A 14,945-nucleotide genomic window follows, 5' to 3' on the forward strand; every position below is an offset into this window, starting at 1 on the left:
TCATGTCACGGAACGAATACCAGCACCAGCTCGACGCACTGCGCGAGGACGTCCTCGAGATGAGCGACCTCGTCTGCAGCCGACTCCGACGGGCGCTCGAGGCCTACGAGTCGAAAGACGGCGACCTCGCGGACCGGGTCATCGCCGGCGATCACGAGATCAACCGGCTGTACCTCGATCTCGAGCAGGACTGTATCGATCTGCTGGCGCTCCAGCAACCCGTCGCGGGCGACCTGCGCTTTGTCGCCGCCTCGTTCAAGATCATCACCGACCTGGAACGGATCGGCGACCTCGCCGTCAACCTGGCCGAGTACGCCCAGCAGGCCGAGCGGAACCGCTACCCCGACGTCGACATCGCCCACGTCGGCACGGAGACGATCGCGATGGTCGAGGACGCCATGCAAGCGTACGCCGCGGACGACGCCACCGCGACCCACGACGTCGCCGCGATGGACGACGAGATCGACGATCGGTGCGAGCGGGCGAGTCGGATTGTCGTGCAGGACCTCGTCGAGACCGGGCGCGACGAGGACGACCTGCTCGAGGACGTCTCCCGGATGCTCCTGACGATCCGTGATATCGAGCGGGTCGGCGACCACGCGGTCAACATCGCGGCACGAACGCTGTACATGGTCGACAACGACGACGAACTGATCTACTGATGAGTCGAAACCAGCTGTCGAACGGACCGTTCGACCCGTTCGACCCGGTCGAACGCACAGTACAGCTCGCCGGGACCTCGACGTTCGTCGTCTCGCTCCCCAAGGCGTGGGCGACCGAGCAGGGGCTCGAGTCCGGCGAATCGATGTACCTCTACCCCCACGCGGATCGGCTGGTCGCCGCGACCGAGACGCTGTCGTCCCGGGACCGGACCGCGACCGTCGACGCCAGCACCGCGACCGACGAGACGGCCGAGCGACGCGTCAGGAGCGCGTACGCGATCGGCTGTGACCGGATCACCGTCACCGGACTCGACGACGCCGATCCGGGGGTCCGCCGGACGATCGAACGGACGGTCAGTCGACTCGTCGGGATCACGATCGAGTCGGACGCCGGCGATCGGCTGCTCGTCGCGGACCTGCTCGACAGCAGCGAGGTGTCGCTCCCGCAGACGATCGCGCAGGCTCAACACGTCGCGCTGGAACTGCACGCGGACGCGATCGAGGCCCTCCTGGCCGACGATGCCGACCGCGCCCGGCGCGTGATCGATCGAACCGACGACGTCGATCGGCTGGTCGCGTTCGTCAGTCGCGGGTTCCACCGCGGGCTGGAGGACGTCCACGAGATCAGCCGGCTCGGAACCGATCGGCTGGCCGCCGTTCGCGAATACCGGATCGCCCGACAGCTCGAACGGATCGCCGATCACGCCGCGGAGATCGCGAGGGTGACGACCCGACAGTCCGGACCACCGGCGGACCCGATCGCCGACCGTCTCGAGTCGCTCGGCACCGACGCGCGGACCGTCGTCGAACTGGCCCTGGGCGGCGAGACCGAGCGGGCCGACGAGACGATGGCCGCCGTTCGCGAGGCGAGTCGCCGGCTCGATCGTGACCTGGCCGAGCGAGCGGGCCGGGACGCGTACCTGCACGGAACGGCGGGACAGCGGATCCGCCGCACCGCCGAACACGGGATCGAGATCGCCGACGCGAGAGCCGAATCCGCGATCGAGGACTGAGTCCGATTTTTCGCCCGCCTCCATAGTCCGGATCCGATTCCAGCGTCGAGGACGGCTCCGTCTGCCGATCGAGAGGGGGTCAGCGGACGGCTATCGAAATCGGAGGCAGGCCGGATAGCGAGAGCAGGCGTCCACGAGCGGTCGCGAAAAAACGGCTCCGTGTGCTGTGTCTCCCACGAACGCCTGTTCGGCCGACTGACCCCGTCTCGCAGTTCGACGGGACGGTTAGCGATGCTCACCAAGGTCGACGAAGACGTCGATGTCCGCCGACAGCCAGGTGGTGAGCCGGCTCGATTCCGTACAGTCGCGGGGCACGATCGTACACCGATCGGGTCGGTCCTCGTAACGGACGACGACGGATTCGAGGTCGATCGGTCGCCCGTCGTGACTGTACGCCGTCGGCCCTCGCTGCCCGGGACCGTCAGGGTCGGACTCCCGTGATGCGCTCGTCATGGATTCCAAACGGGTGTGACTGGATACTCTCGGAGTGCGTACAAAGCCACTGCTAGTTGTGATATTGTCGAGTATGGAGGGGTGTCGACGGGTCCGTATCGACCGGGCGGTTGGCCGTGACCCCCGCGCGTAGTGTGTGATTCGAACCACCGCAGTATCTGGCGACCCGATCGGACTACAGCGAACTACGGACACCTATTGTTTCGTTTATAGGAGAATGGAAAGGAATTAGATGGCTTTACGATGGGCGGCCCCACAGCCGAAGGTGACGTGCCCACTGGCAGACCGACGGCCGACCTCGAGACGGCGGTGCGAGCGCTCGATCGAGAGCACCGGCTACTGAGCGACGAGCGACGCGCGTTCGAACGGTTCGCGAAACGGCTCTCGTCGCTCGAAACGGTCTCTCCCCAGCTCGCCGGACCGGGGATCCGGACGCACGAGACGGACTCGATCGATCTCTCCCCGGTCCGGGACGCCTACACCGAGACGGTGATGAGCGCCCCCCACTACGCGGACGCGTACGACGAGACCTGGATCGAGAGCATCGCTGCGGAGTTCAGCCACGAACTGGCGGCGGCGCTCGAACAGCGCACGCAGTTTCACCCGCCGCTGAAACGATCGCTGATCGAGGCGGCGACGCAGGCGGTGGAGAACCGGACCCAGTTCATCGAGCGGATCGAGGCCGAGCGAGAAGTCGTCAAACGCGCCGAACGGGAACTATCGACCATCCGGTCGGACGTGCAATCGATGCTAGAGCAACCCCTGGACCGACTCGAGTTCAACGCGCTTTGGCTCACCAGGCAGCGACTGACGACGTGTCGAGAGCAGTGTGACGAACTCGCGAGCGAACGGCAGACCCAGCTTCGTCGCCGACGCCGGGATCTCTCGCTGATCGACGTCGGGACGCTCACGGACTACCTCTACGAGGAGTGTGAGAACGCGTATCCGGTTCTCGCCGCGATCGCGGACCTCGGGCGGCGGATCGAACGGGCCCTCGAGCGCGTCGATCGGTTACTCGCCCGGGCACCGTAAGCCCCAGGCCGCGGGCCCGGGAGAGGGACCGACTGAACGGCTACTTGACTGGACGGCTACTCGTCGAGGTACTCGTCGAAGAGGGCGGAGACGCGGCGCTCGACGTCGTCGCGGATCGCCCGCACCTCGTCCGCGGATTTCCCGTGCGGATCGTCCAGCGCCCAGTCCCGGACGGTCACGTCGGCGTCGAGATCGAGCGTCGAACAGCCCATCGTCGCCACGACCGTGCAGTCGTTCAGTTCGTCGGTCGAGACTTCCCGGGGCGTCCGATCGGAGACATCGATATCGAGTTCCCCCATGACCTCGACGACCTCGGGATGGACCTCGTCCGCGGGGTGCGTTCCCCCGGTCAGTATCTCGACCTCGTCCTCGAGTCCGCGACGCGTTCGTTCCCGCTCCGCGAACGCGGTGGCCATCTGACTCCGGCCGGCGTTTTGCACACAGACGAACCCGAATTTCAGCGTGTCGTCGCCCATGCGAGAGGGATGCGCATCGACGTGCATAACCGTTCCTAAGAGTGCTATTGTCGGCTACATACGCCACCGTTCGCGGGCCGATCCGTCGTCCGATCGGCCGGGACCGCCCGAACGTTCGCAGACGTGACGGTCTCCGGAACGGGAGCGAATGCCGGGACTGCGCCGGTCCCAGAACAGTAGCTTTATCAAGCGCACGGGGATAGCTACTGCTAAGATTACTCCCGTCTTATGGTAGGAAATGGACAACCGGAGGTGAACATCGGGCTCGTCGGTCACGTCGATCACGGCAAGACGACGCTGGTGCAAGCCCTCAGCGGCTCGTGGACGGACCAGCACAGCGAGGAGATGAAACGCGGTATCTCCATCAGACTCGGCTACGCCGACGCGACGTTCCGCCACTGCGAGGGCGTCGAGGAACCCGAGTGTTACACCGTCGAGGAGGAGTGTCCGGACGGCTCGGAGAGCGAGCCGCTGCGGACCGTCTCGTTCGTCGACGCCCCGGGGCACGAGACCCTGATGGCGACGATGCTCTCTGGGGCCTCGCTGATGGACGGGGCCGTGCTGGTCGTCAGCGCGAACGAACCCGTCCCGCAGCCCCAGACCGAGGAGCACCTGATGGCGCTCGACATCATCGGGATCGACAACATCGTCATCGCCCAGAACAAGGTCGACCTCGTCAGCACCGATCAGGCGCGACAGAACTACGAGGAGATCCAGGAGTTCGTCGAGGGGACCGTCGCCGAAGACGCCCCCGTCGTCCCGGTCTCGGCCGGTCAGGAGGTGAACCTCGACCTGCTGATCGCGGCGATCGAGGAGGAGATTCCCACGCCCGATCGGGATCCCGACGCGGATCCGCGGATGCACGTCGCCCGCAGTTTCGACATCAACAAGCCCGGGACGACCGCCGGCGACCTCGCCGGCGGCGTGCTGGGCGGCAGTCTCGTCCAGGGCGAACTCGAGGTCGACGACGAGATCGAGATCCGCCCCGGCCGCGAGGTCGAGGAGGGCGGCCAGACCGAGTACGTCCCGATCGAGACGACGGTCCGATCGCTCCAGGCGGGCGGGAAGGACGCCGACACCGTCACGCCGGGCGGCCTGCTGGGCGTCGGAACCGGCCTCGATCCCGCCCTGACGAAAGGCGACGCGCTGGCCGGGCGCCTCGCCGGCCCGCCGGACTCGCTCCCGCCGACGTGGGACGGGTTCACCATGAACGTCGACCTGCTCGATCGCGTCGTCGGGACCGACGGCGGCGAGATCGACGAGATCAGCACCGGCGAACCGCTGATGATGACCGTCGGGACGTCGACGACCGTCGGCGCCGTGACCAGCGCTCGCGAGGGCGAGTGCGAGGTCAACCTCAAGCGGCCAGTCTGTGCCGAACCGGGTGCGAAGATCGCGATCAACCGCCGCATCGGCGCTCGCTGGCGGCTGATCGGCCTGGGGACGCTGCAGGGATAGCGGTTTACGAGGCGAGAACGAACGAGTATGCGTACGCGGGTCGCCCTCGATACGAGCGCGCTGATGATGCCGGTCGAACTCGACGTGCGGCTGTTCGACGAACTCGATCGGCTGCTGGACGACTACGAACCGACGATTCCGCAGGCGGTCGTCGAAGAACTCCGCCGCCTCTCGGAAAAGGGCGGAACGGAGGGGACGGCCGCGACCGTCGGGCACGATCTGGCGACCGAACGCTGTCTCGTGGTCGACACGGAAGCATCGTACGCCGACGACGCGCTGGTCGAACTCGCCCGCGAGGGCGCCGTCGACTACGTCGTCACGAACGATCGCCCGCTGCGCGACCGGGTGCTCGAAGCGAGTATACCGGTAATTGCATTACGCGGGAGAAACAAGTTGGCGATCACTCAACCATAGATGTACAAACGGGTCAGACTGAAGGACACGGTAGAAGTACCGCCGGAGGAACTCGGCGACGTCTCGCCGGATCTCGTGAAGCGACTGCTGCAGGACAAACTGGAAGGACGCATGGACGAGGAGGTGGGAAGCGTCGTCTCCGTCACCGAGGTTCACGACATCGGTGAGGGAACGGTGCTCCCGAACCGGCCGGGCGTCTACTACGAGGCCGAGTTCGACGCCGTCACGTTCGATCCGCAGATGCAGGAGGTCGTCGACGGCACGGTCGTCGAGGTCGTCGAGTTCGGCGCCTTCGTCGGGATCGGCCCGGTGGACGGATTGCTCCACGTCTCCCAGATCAGCGACGAGTACCTCGCGTTCGACGGCGAGAACCAGCAACTCGCCTCGAACGAATCCAACCGCACGCTGGGCGTCGACGACGCCGTCCGGGCGCGCATCGTCACCAAGAGCATCGACGAGCGCAACCCCCGGGACTCCAAGATCGGGCTCACAGCGAAACAGCCCGGCCTCGGCAAGCACGGCTGGCTCGAGGACGAATACGAAAAGCGCGAAGCGACCGCGGGTGAATAACCATGGCATCCGATCGTCTCGTCTGTCGGGAGTGTCACCGGGTCAACAACGCGGACGCCGACTCCTGTGAGAGCTGTGGCTCCTCCTCGCTGACCGAGGACTGGGCGGGGTACGTCGTCATCGCCCACCCCGAGGACAGCGAGATCGCATCCGAGATGCAGGTCGACGAACCGGGAGCGTACGCGCTGAAGGTCCGGTAGACGTGACTCGCGACGACTCCGGCGCGGCGTCCGATGCGGACGACCAGCTACTGGTGTTGCCCGACGACCTCCGACACGAACTCAAGGAGCCGCTGGGCCCGATCGAGACCGACGCCGAGGTCCTGCTGGAGGCGGTCGACGGTCCGCTGATCGCCGTCGGAGACGTCGTCACCTACCACTTCCTCGAGGCCGGGCGGCCGCCGGACGTGGCGCTCGTCGACGAGCGGACGAAGCGAGACGCCGTCGACGAGGAGATCCGCGAGACCGTCACCGAGTCGACCCACATCGAGGCCGTGAACCCGCCGACCGAGATCACCGCGGACGTCGTCCGGGCCCTCCGCGACGGTCTCGAACGCGAGGAACCGACCACGATCCTCGTCGAGGGCGAGGAAGACCTCGTCGTCCTCCCCGCGATCATCGCCGCCCCGGAGGGCGCGAGCGTCGTCTACGGCCAGCCCGACGAGGGAATGGTCCACGTGAAAGTCACCGACGACCACCGCGCCGAGATGCGCGCGCTGCTCGATCGGTTCGAGGGTGACGCCGATCGGCTCTGGGACCTGCTCGACCGAGAGTAACTCCCCTCGGCCACCGTCGTCTCACGCACCTCGTTTTCCGAGCGCCGTTTCGAAGACCCGCTGGGCCCGTTCGTACGCCGCGTCTCGATCGACGATCGGGGCCGGATAGTCGGGCGCGAGATCGGTTCGAGTCGCGGCCGGAAGCGTGGGCCACTCGACGATTCGTTCGGCCGGAATCGACGGGTCGGCGAGTTCGGGGACGTACTCCCGCACGAACGCCGCCTCCGGATCGTACCTCGCGAGCTGGGCCACCGGATCGAAGATCCGCACGTCGACCGAGTCCGTCCCCGTCGAGGCGATCCACTGCCAGCTGCCGGCGTTCGTGGCCGGATCGTGATCGACGAGTCGATCGCGAAAGTGTGCCGCACCGCGTCGCCAGTCGATCAGGAGATGTTTGGTCAGGAAGCTCGCGACGACCTGCCGGGGCCGGTTGTGGACGTACCCCTCGGCTTCGAGCTGGCGCATTCCGGCGTCGACGAGCGGATACCCCGTCTCGCCGCGGGTCCAGGCCGCGAACTCGTCGTCGTCGTTTCGCCAGGCGATTTCGTTGGGGATCTCTTTGTAGTTCTCGGTCGCGAGGTCGGGGTTGTGGTACAGCAGGTGATAGTTCGCCTCCCGCCAGGAGAGTTCGAAGGCGTACTTTTCGGCGTTCGATCGATCGGTCCCCTCGGCCGTCTCCAGAACGTCCGTGACGGCGTCCCATACCTCCCGGATGCCGAGCGCGCCGACGGCGAGATACGGCGAGAGTCGAGAGACGGCGCCGGTCGGGGCTTCGACGGCGAGTTCGAGATCGTCACGGGTGTCGTTGTGGCTGACTAGTCCGGACTCGCAGAACGCGTCGAGTCGTTCGCGGGCGGCGCCGTGGCCCGGTTCCGGAAGGTCGATGTCGGTGTCGGCGATCGGATTCGACCCCGTATCGGTGACGTCGGCGAGGTCGGTGGCCGCGGGCGCGTCAGCGGGTTCCGGTTTGGGTCGCGTCTGCCAGTCGTCGTAGAACTGACTGTGGGTTGGGTAGGAGGGCGCGAGCGTCCCGGGATCGACGAGCACCGTATCGACGTGCGATTCCAGCGGCACGTCGATCGTGGCCGCGACTGTCGCCGACTGGTCCCGTCGGGTCGGGTCGTAACACGTGGTCGTGACGACGCGATCGACATCGTACTCGGCACGGAGGGCGAGCAGTACCTCGGCCGCGGGACCCGATCGGACGACGAGGTCGCTCTCGAGGTCGCGGTAGCGCTCGCGCAGCGCCCGGACGGTCCGATCGACGAACGCGCGCTTGCGATCCCCGAGCGCAGCGGTCACGGTCGGATCGAAGACGTAGACGGGAAGAACGGGGGTGTCCGCGGCGTCGATCGCGGCGGCCAGGCCGCGGTTGTCGATCGTGCGTCGATCGCGCCGGTGCCAGTACAGGATCATGCCCTCCCTAGCGACGCGACGGAGTAAGCCCCTCGGACACCGGAAGCGCTGGCCCGTATCCGTCCGCAGTCGGAGCCGCCCTCACTCGACGACCGTGTGCTCGAGCGTGCCGATCCCCTCGACCGCGAGTTCGATCGTGTTGCCGTCCTCGAGCCACTGCCCCAGTTCCAGCCCGCAGCCCTCGCCGACGGTGCCGCTGCCGATCACGTCGCCCGGGTACAGCGTCTCCGACCGGGAGACGTGTTCGACGATTTCGGCGAAGGAGTGGTACATCTCGTCGACGGTGCCCTCGGACCAGACCTCGCCGTCGACGCGGGCAGTCATGGGGGCCTCGAGCACGTCGATATCGTCTGCGGGAACGAAGTAGGGGCCCAGCCCGTTCGCGAAGTCCTTCCCCTTCGCGGGGCCGAGCCGCCCCTCCATCTCCCGGCCCTGAATGTCGCGGGCGCTGAAGTCGTTGAACACGGTGTAGCCGGCGATGTATTCGTCGGCGTCCGCGGCCGCGATATCGCGCCCGCGCTTGCCGATCACGGCCGCGATCTCGAGTTCGTAGTCCATCAGCGAGGAGTAGTCGGGCCACCGGATCGTCTCGCCGGGCGCGACGACGCTGTCGGGGTTCCCCTTGTAACAGACCGGCAACTCGTACCAGACGTCGGGAATCTCCCCGCCCATGCTGTTCTCGACGTGTTCTTCGATGGCCATGAAATCGCGCAGCGAGTTAGGACGGGGAAGGGGCGCGAGCAGATCGTACTCCCCGGGTTCGTACCGGAGCTTCGCGCCCCCGGGACCGCGTTCGGCGTCCGTTTCGGCGGCGTACTCCAGGGCCTCCCGTGCATCTTCGATCGCCCGATCGCCGCGCTCGAGGAACGCGATCATCTCCGGCGGGACGTGCGCCCGGGCCAGATCCGCGGGCGCGGGTTCGCCCTCGGCCTCGAGTACAGCCCCGTAGGCTGCGGTGAGATCAACGAGCGTCGCCTCTCCGGCCGGCGTGCGTTCGTCCTCGGTGGCTTCGGCGACGCCACCGATCCGCTCGACCGCCCCCACGGGGGTCTCGACTTCGAAGGTGGCGAGTTTCATGCGGTCTCACCCCCCTCACCCGCTTCGTGGTCGAAAGCGTCGATCGACGGCGGCATCGGCTCGCTGGGTGGGCCGTCCGCGAGGCCGATGCTCAGGTCGATCAGCGTCGCGTCGTCGGACGTTACCAATCCGCTCATAGTAGCCACGACCGGGGGAATCCATTTGAAAGTGACTGCAAATCGCGCCGCGGTCCGTCGCTACAGCCCCCAGACGAGGACGATGCCGGCCGTCGTGACGACCGCCAGGAGCAACTGGAGCGGGCCGCCGACCCGCAAGAAGTCCGTGAATTCGTAGCCGCCGGGGCCGTACACCATCAGGTTCGTCTGGTAGCCCACCGGCGTCATAAACGAGGTCGCGGAGGCGAACATCACCGCGAGCAGGAACGCGAACCGCGACGCGCCGAGGCTCGTCGCGGCGTCGACCGCGACGGGGATCATCAACACGACCGTCGCAACCGGTGTGATGACGTTCGCGAGCAGCCCCGTGACGATCGTACACAGCAACAGGACCGCCACGAGCGGGAGGACGTTCGCCGTCGCGACCAGCCCTCCCGCGATGACCTGTGACCCGCCGGTCGACTCGAGGGCGATCCCGAGCGGGATCACGCCCGCCAGCAGGAAGACGACGTTCCAGGAGACGGCGTCGTAGGCGTCCCCGATCGAGAGACAGCCGGTGACGACCATCAGGAACACGCCGGCGAACGCGGTGATCACGATCGGGGCGACGTTCAACGCGGCCGCACCGACGACGCCGGCCATAATCGCGATCGTGAGCGGCGTTTTCGGCGAGAGTGGCGCGAGTTCCTCGAGATCGGTGTCGGCCAGTCGATCGAAGGCGTCCTCCTCGACGAACAGCAGGTCCGTTGACCTGGTGAAGTGCTCGATCGCGTCGCGATCGGTCTGGAGCAAGAGCACGTCGCCCGCGGCGAGTTCCACGTCGCCGAGATCGGTCCGGAGGAGGTCGCCCTCGCGACGGATCGCCAGCACGGTCGTTCCGTAGAACGTTCGGAGGTTCGTCTCGGCGAGGCGCTCGCCGAGGAATCTCGAGTCGCCGGGGAGAACTGCTTTGGCGAGGGTGTCTTCGCTCGGCGCGTCGTCGAACGTCTCCTCGGTCACGCGTTTGCGAGCGAGTTGGCGCAGGCCCTGATTCTCGACGAACCGGTTGACCGCCTGTAGAGTGCCGTGGACCGTGAGCACGTCGCCCTCGCGGATACGCTGATCCGAGCCGACGGCGACGTACGACTCGCTCACGGGGTCGACCGGCTCCCCGACTGCGGCGCTAACCTCCGACTCGCCCGTAACAGTGGTCGTCGCCTCGCCCGCCACGTCGACCGCCTCCCGACCTGTTTCGTCGATACTCGCGTCGAGTTCGGAAGCGCTGCCCTCCGCATCGTCGTACTCGAGGACCTGCGGTTCCCGCCGGGACGTGCCGTTCCGACGGAGCTGGAGGACGCGGACGTTCGCGTCCGTCCGCGACTCGAGTTCGTCGACTGTGAGCCCGACCGGTGCCGAGTCGGCCCGAACGCGGACCGCGGTGAGGTGGTCCTCGAGGTCGAACTCCTCGACCAGATCGGCGTCGACCGGGATCCGTGCGGGCGTCAGCCACCGGCCGACGGTCGCGAGGTACGTGAGCCCGACCAGGAGAACGACGATCCCGAGCAGCGAGAACTCGAACATCCCCAGCGGCTGGCGTCCGAGGAGTTCGACGGCGAACTCGCTTGCGAGCAGGTTCGTCGAGGTCCCGATGAGCGTGAGCGTACCGCCGAGGATCGCCGCGTACGACAGCGGGAGGAGGAGTTTCGACGGCGAAATACCGGTCTTCTCCGCGAGTTCCGAGATCATCGGGATGAAGATGGCCACGACGGGCGTGTTGTTGATAACGCCCGCGAGCGGCCCGGTCGTACAGATCGTCGCCGCGAGCGCCCGCTTCTCGCTCCCCTTCGTGAATCGGGCAAGATAGACGCCGAGTCGCTGAACGACGCCAGTGTCCTGGATCGCCGAACTGAGCATGTACATGGCGACGATCGTGATCGTCGCGGTGCTCGCAAAGCCCGAAATCGCCGCCTGATGGCCGACGCCCGTTACGGGTTCGAGTGCCGCCAGCGAGACGATGATCCCGATCGCCGTCACGTCGTTGGGAATCGCTTCCGTGACGAACAAGGTGAGGGCGATGGCGATGAGTCCGAAGACGACCAGCGCACCCGTCGAAACGCCGTCGATCATCGGCGGCTCTGCCGGCGGAACTCACGGGCGACTGACAGTCGAGCGGACCAGTCTGTGGCCTCGAACGCCACTGTGTTCGCGTGCACACTAATTCGAGTACAGACAACTCACAAAACACTACCCCTTCACAGGGACACTGGCCCTGGTCGAAAACGGCGGGTCCCGTCTCCCGCGGATGGGCCTTCGCCGTGGCTCCCGGAGAATCTCGAGAAACTATTTACTCTCGCCCGAGAACGTGACGGACATGTACGATTACGTCGTTGTCGGCGTGGGACCGCCGGGAGCGCGCTTCGCCCGCCGGGCCGCCGAGAACGGGTACGACGTACTCGCCCTCGAGAAGGGATCGATCGGCACGCCGCTTGCCTGTTCGGGCCACGTCAGTACCGACGTCTGGGAGTTCACGGGCGAGGGAGCCCAGGCGGAACTGTTCCAGAACGAGATCTACGGCGCGCGGTTCCACGTCGGCGGCCCCCACAGCGACGCCTACCCGTTCTACAAGCGCGAGGTCGCCTCGAACGTCATCGATCGGGTCGGGCTGGACCGCCACCTCGCCGACCTCGCACGCGAGGCGGGCGCGGACGTCCGCGAGGAACACACCGTCACCTCGGTGACGGAGCACCGCGATCGGGTCGAAGTCGTCGCCAGCGGCCCGGACGGCACCGAGACGTTCGAGGCGAAGATGGTCGCCGGCTGTGACGGCCCCCGATCGCGGGTCCGGGACGCGCTCGGCCTCCCCGAACCCGGCGAACTGCTCCACGGCGTCCTCGCCTTTTCGGACGAGGAAGACGACCAGGACTTCGTCGACGTCCACCTCACCGCGCCGACCTTCTTCGCGTGGCGCATCCCCCGCGGCGACGCGGGCGTCGAGTACGGGCTGGCCGCACCGCCCGGCGTCGCGGTGACCAAACACTTCGAGGAACTGATCGACGGCTACGAGATCGACGTCTCCCACCGGTGTTCGGGAGCGATTCCGATCGGTCCGCCCGAACGAGTGACCACGCGTCGAGGCTTCCTCATCGGCGACGCGGCCGCCCAGACCAAGCCGTTCACCGGCGGCGGCATCCTCTACGGGATGACCAGCGCCGATCACGCCGCCCGGGAGATCGACCCCGATCGGCCGACGACCCTCGCGGCCTACGAACACGCCTGGCGCGACGATCTGGAGCGCGAGATGGAACTGGGCCACTGGCTCCGTCGGGCATACTCCCTCCCGGAACCGGTCCAGCGCGTCGGACTCGGGACCCTCTCGGGCGAAATCGGCGTCCACATGGACCGGCCGACCTCGCTGTTCTCGACGGAGCACCTGAAAGCGCTACTCTCGCGGATGTGACGTTCCGCTTCGGAGACCGACTCCTCGATCGGCGCAGAACCCGCCGAAACCGGCAATCTGGGCGAACGGGTGCGAACCGACCGCTCGGGCCCCATGGCGGACGGGAACGGCTGTGACCGATCCCGACCACCAACAGAGACTTATCGGTGAGCGCAGTAGAACAGGCATCGACCATGTGTGAACTCTCCCCAGACTGTTCGAGCGACGAGCACTGCCAGCTCGTCCTCAGGAACCTCGAAACCGGCAACAGAACGGTCGAGTACTACTGCAAGGCTCACCTCGTCCTGCGAGTCTGGGAGGTCGAACAGAGCGACGGGCTCGCCGCGGTCGAGGCGACCCAGCTCTAATCGGTCGCGGGCACCGATCGAGCATTCTTTCTGCCGTTTCGAGTGTGTGGAATCGAACCGATAGGCGACCGGCCGCCGACGAACGGGTGTTCGACGGCCAGCGGATCGCGGCACGAGTGTGCCGGTCACACAGTGGGTCCGCCGGGCCGTGTCAACTCGATTATCCGATCAGTAGTCTCGCCGGAGTACAGTTTCGATCGATCCTCGCGCCCTACATTCGAGTGCATCCTCGGGGCCAGACATACAGTATTAATTATGTTCTACTATATCCCCCCGGGAGACCTATGGCCACCGAGGAACAATGGCAGTTACTACCACACCCGTAGACGACGGTGCAGTACGCGGATTCGGCGAGGGGCTTCACGGCGACCTGCTCCAGCCAGGGGATCCGAACTACGACGAGGCGCGATCGATCTGGAACGGCATGATCGATCGATCGCCGGCACTCATCGTTCGCGCGATGGGGGTGTCGGACGTGATCGGAGCGGTGAATTTCGCGCGCGACCACGACCAGCTCCTCGCGATTTGCGGCGGCGGCCACAACATCGCCGGGAACGCGGTCTGTGACGACGGGCTGATGCTCGATCTCTCCGCGATGCGATCGATTCGCGTCGATCCGGAGACGAAGACGGCCCGCGTCGAATCGGGAGCGACGCTCGCCGATTTCGATCACGAGACGCAGTCGTTCGGCCTGGCGACCCCGCTCGGAATCAACTCCACGACCGGCGTGGCAGGGCTCACGCTCGGCGGCGGGTTCGGCTGGCTCACTCGCAGGTACGGGATGACCGTGGACAACCTGCGTTCGGTCGACGTCGTGACTGCGGACGGCAAACTTCGCCACGCGAGCGAGGACGAGAACCCGGACCTCTTCTGGGGGATCCGCGGCGGCGGCGGGAACTTCGGCGTCGTCACCAACTTCGAGTTCGACCTCCACGAGGTCGGGCCGGAAGTGCTCGCCGGGATGGTCGTCTACCACGGCGCCGACGCGCCGGACGTCCTCCGTCACGTGCGGGACTTCAACGAATCGGCACCGGACGAATCGACCGTCTGGATGGTTCTCCGCAAGGCACCGCCGCTCCCGTTCCTCCCGGAGGACGTCCACGGCGAGAATATCCTCGTCGTGGTCCCGTTCTACGCCGGGGACATGGCGGAGGGTGAGGAAGTGCTCGCCCCGATCCGGGAGTACGGCGACCCGATCGCCGACGTCGTCGGGCCACACGACTACGCGGCGTTCCAGCAGGCCTTCGATCCGCTGCTCGAGGAAGGAGCCCGTAACTACTGGAAGTCACACAACTTCAGTACGGTCTCGGACGACGCGATCGATACCGTGGTAGAGTACGCACGAGACCTCCCGTCACCGCAGTCCGAAATCTTCTTCGGACAGCTCGGCGGCGCGATGGGGCGGGTCCCGGCGGACGCGACGGCGTTTCCCCACCGCGACGCGGAGTACGGGATGAACGTCCACACGCGCTGGGAGGATCCCGCGGACGACGATCGGTGTATCGCCTGGTCCCGGGAGTTCTTCGACGCCATGGCCCCGTACGCGACCGGCGGTGTCTACGTGAACTTCATTAGCGAGCGCGAGGGCGAAGAGAACCTCGCCTACGGCGAGAACCAGGATCGACTGGCCGACCTGAAGACGAAGTACGATCCGGAGAACCTGTTCCGGATGAACCAGAACGTCGAACCGGCCACGTGAC

General features: G+C 66.6%; 17 protein-coding genes. 11 read left to right on the forward strand and 6 right to left on the reverse strand.

Annotated elements, in window-relative coordinates; all coding sequences use genetic code 11:
* Window positions 1–2 precede the first annotated feature (2 nt).
* Window positions 3–662, forward strand: a complete 660-nt coding sequence (phoU, locus tag MUN73_RS11805) for a phosphate signaling complex protein PhoU (RefSeq protein ID WP_250140669.1) — start codon at window positions 3–5, stop codon at window positions 660–662.
* Window positions 662–1,675, forward strand: coding sequence for a phosphate signaling complex PhoU family protein (locus MUN73_RS11810; protein WP_250140670.1), 1,014 nt, complete (start codon window positions 662–664; stop codon window positions 1,673–1,675). The genes phoU and MUN73_RS11810 overlap by 1 nt, the downstream gene beginning before the upstream one ends.
* 225 nt (window positions 1,676–1,900) lie before the next feature.
* Here MUN73_RS11810 and MUN73_RS11815 read toward each other — a convergent pair whose 3' ends face one another.
* Window positions 1,901–2,128: a DUF7511 domain-containing protein gene (locus MUN73_RS11815; protein ID WP_250140671.1), complete on the reverse strand. Its 228-nt coding sequence runs from the start codon at window positions 2,126–2,128 to the stop codon at window positions 1,901–1,903.
* A 270-nt stretch (window positions 2,129–2,398) separates the two neighbouring features.
* Between MUN73_RS11815 and MUN73_RS11820 the strand changes: the two genes are divergently transcribed.
* Complete coding sequence (locus MUN73_RS11820) at window positions 2,399–3,160, forward strand: DUF7260 family protein (protein WP_250140672.1); 762 nt, start codon at window positions 2,399–2,401, stop codon at window positions 3,158–3,160.
* Between the two features lie 56 nt (window positions 3,161–3,216).
* On the opposite strand, the gene MUN73_RS11825 is transcribed toward MUN73_RS11820, so the two are convergent.
* Window positions 3,217–3,636 carry a low molecular weight phosphatase family protein gene (locus tag MUN73_RS11825; protein WP_250140673.1) on the reverse strand — a complete coding sequence of 140 codons (420 nt, stop codon included), beginning with the start codon at window positions 3,634–3,636 and terminating at the stop codon, window positions 3,217–3,219.
* A gap of 228 nt (window positions 3,637–3,864) precedes the next feature.
* Between MUN73_RS11825 and MUN73_RS11830 the strand changes: the two genes are divergently transcribed.
* Genes MUN73_RS11830 through MUN73_RS11850 form a run of 5 tightly spaced genes read left to right on the forward strand, consistent with a single transcriptional unit; the run spans window position 3,865 to window position 6,853 of the window.
* Window positions 3,865–5,094: a translation initiation factor IF-2 subunit gamma gene (locus MUN73_RS11830; protein ID WP_250140674.1), complete on the forward strand. Its 1,230-nt coding sequence runs from the start codon at window positions 3,865–3,867 to the stop codon at window positions 5,092–5,094.
* Between the two features lie 27 nt (window positions 5,095–5,121).
* Window positions 5,122–5,508 carry a type II toxin-antitoxin system VapC family toxin gene (locus tag MUN73_RS11835; RefSeq protein WP_250140675.1) on the forward strand — a complete coding sequence of 129 codons (387 nt, stop codon included), beginning with the start codon at window positions 5,122–5,124 and terminating at the stop codon, window positions 5,506–5,508.
* A complete protein-coding gene (locus MUN73_RS11840; protein ID WP_250140676.1) occupies window positions 5,509–6,078 on the forward strand; it encodes a DNA-directed RNA polymerase in 570 nt (189 codons plus the stop codon). It abuts the gene before it with no gap.
* Window positions 6,079–6,080: 2 nt separating this feature from the next.
* The gene (gene spt4, locus MUN73_RS11845; protein ID WP_250140677.1) at window positions 6,081–6,278 is read left to right on the forward strand and encodes a transcription elongation factor subunit Spt4; all 198 of its coding nucleotides are present in this window, start codon (window positions 6,081–6,083) and stop codon (window positions 6,276–6,278) included.
* Window positions 6,279–6,280: 2 nt separating this feature from the next.
* Window positions 6,281–6,853: a GTP-dependent dephospho-CoA kinase family protein gene (locus tag MUN73_RS11850; RefSeq protein WP_250140678.1), complete on the forward strand. Its 573-nt coding sequence runs from the start codon at window positions 6,281–6,283 to the stop codon at window positions 6,851–6,853.
* 21 nt (window positions 6,854–6,874) lie between these two features.
* Here MUN73_RS11850 and MUN73_RS11855 read toward each other — a convergent pair whose 3' ends face one another.
* The 4 genes from MUN73_RS11855 to MUN73_RS11870 form a co-directional block, all read right to left on the reverse strand.
* Window positions 6,875–8,269: a cryptochrome/photolyase family protein gene (locus MUN73_RS11855; protein ID WP_250140679.1), complete on the reverse strand. Its 1,395-nt coding sequence runs from the start codon at window positions 8,267–8,269 to the stop codon at window positions 6,875–6,877.
* Between the two features lie 81 nt (window positions 8,270–8,350).
* Window positions 8,351–9,346: a fumarylacetoacetate hydrolase family protein gene (locus tag MUN73_RS11860; protein WP_250140680.1), complete on the reverse strand. Its 996-nt coding sequence runs from the start codon at window positions 9,344–9,346 to the stop codon at window positions 8,351–8,353.
* On the reverse strand, window positions 9,343–9,483 hold the full coding sequence (locus MUN73_RS11865; protein ID WP_382182106.1) for a hypothetical protein: 141 nt from the start codon (window positions 9,481–9,483) through the stop codon (window positions 9,343–9,345). The genes MUN73_RS11860 and MUN73_RS11865 overlap by 4 nt, the downstream gene beginning before the upstream one ends.
* 60 nt (window positions 9,484–9,543) lie before the next feature.
* Complete coding sequence (locus tag MUN73_RS11870; protein ID WP_250140681.1) at window positions 9,544–11,568, reverse strand: SLC13 family permease; 2,025 nt, start codon at window positions 11,566–11,568, stop codon at window positions 9,544–9,546.
* Window positions 11,569–11,812: 244 nt separating this feature from the next.
* Here MUN73_RS11870 and MUN73_RS11875 point away from each other — a divergent pair, with 244 nt between their 5' ends.
* From MUN73_RS11875 to MUN73_RS11885, 3 genes are all read left to right on the forward strand, one after another.
* Entirely contained in the window at window positions 11,813–12,898 is a 1,086-nt protein-coding gene (locus tag MUN73_RS11875; RefSeq protein WP_250140682.1) for a geranylgeranyl reductase family protein, read from the forward strand.
* Window positions 12,899–13,044: 146 nt separating this feature from the next.
* Window positions 13,045–13,245 (forward strand): hypothetical protein, encoded by a 201-nt coding sequence (locus MUN73_RS11880; protein WP_250140831.1) that lies wholly within the window; start codon window positions 13,045–13,047, stop codon window positions 13,243–13,245.
* A 301-nt stretch (window positions 13,246–13,546) separates the two neighbouring features.
* Window positions 13,547–14,944 (forward strand): FAD-binding oxidoreductase, encoded by a 1,398-nt coding sequence (locus MUN73_RS11885; RefSeq protein WP_250140683.1) that lies wholly within the window; start codon window positions 13,547–13,549, stop codon window positions 14,942–14,944.
* Window position 14,945: the final 1 nt, after the last annotated feature.

It is taken from the genome of Halosolutus amylolyticus, from assembly GCF_023566055.1.
Taxonomy (GTDB): Archaea; Halobacteriota; Halobacteria; order Halobacteriales; family Natrialbaceae; genus Halosolutus; species Halosolutus amylolyticus.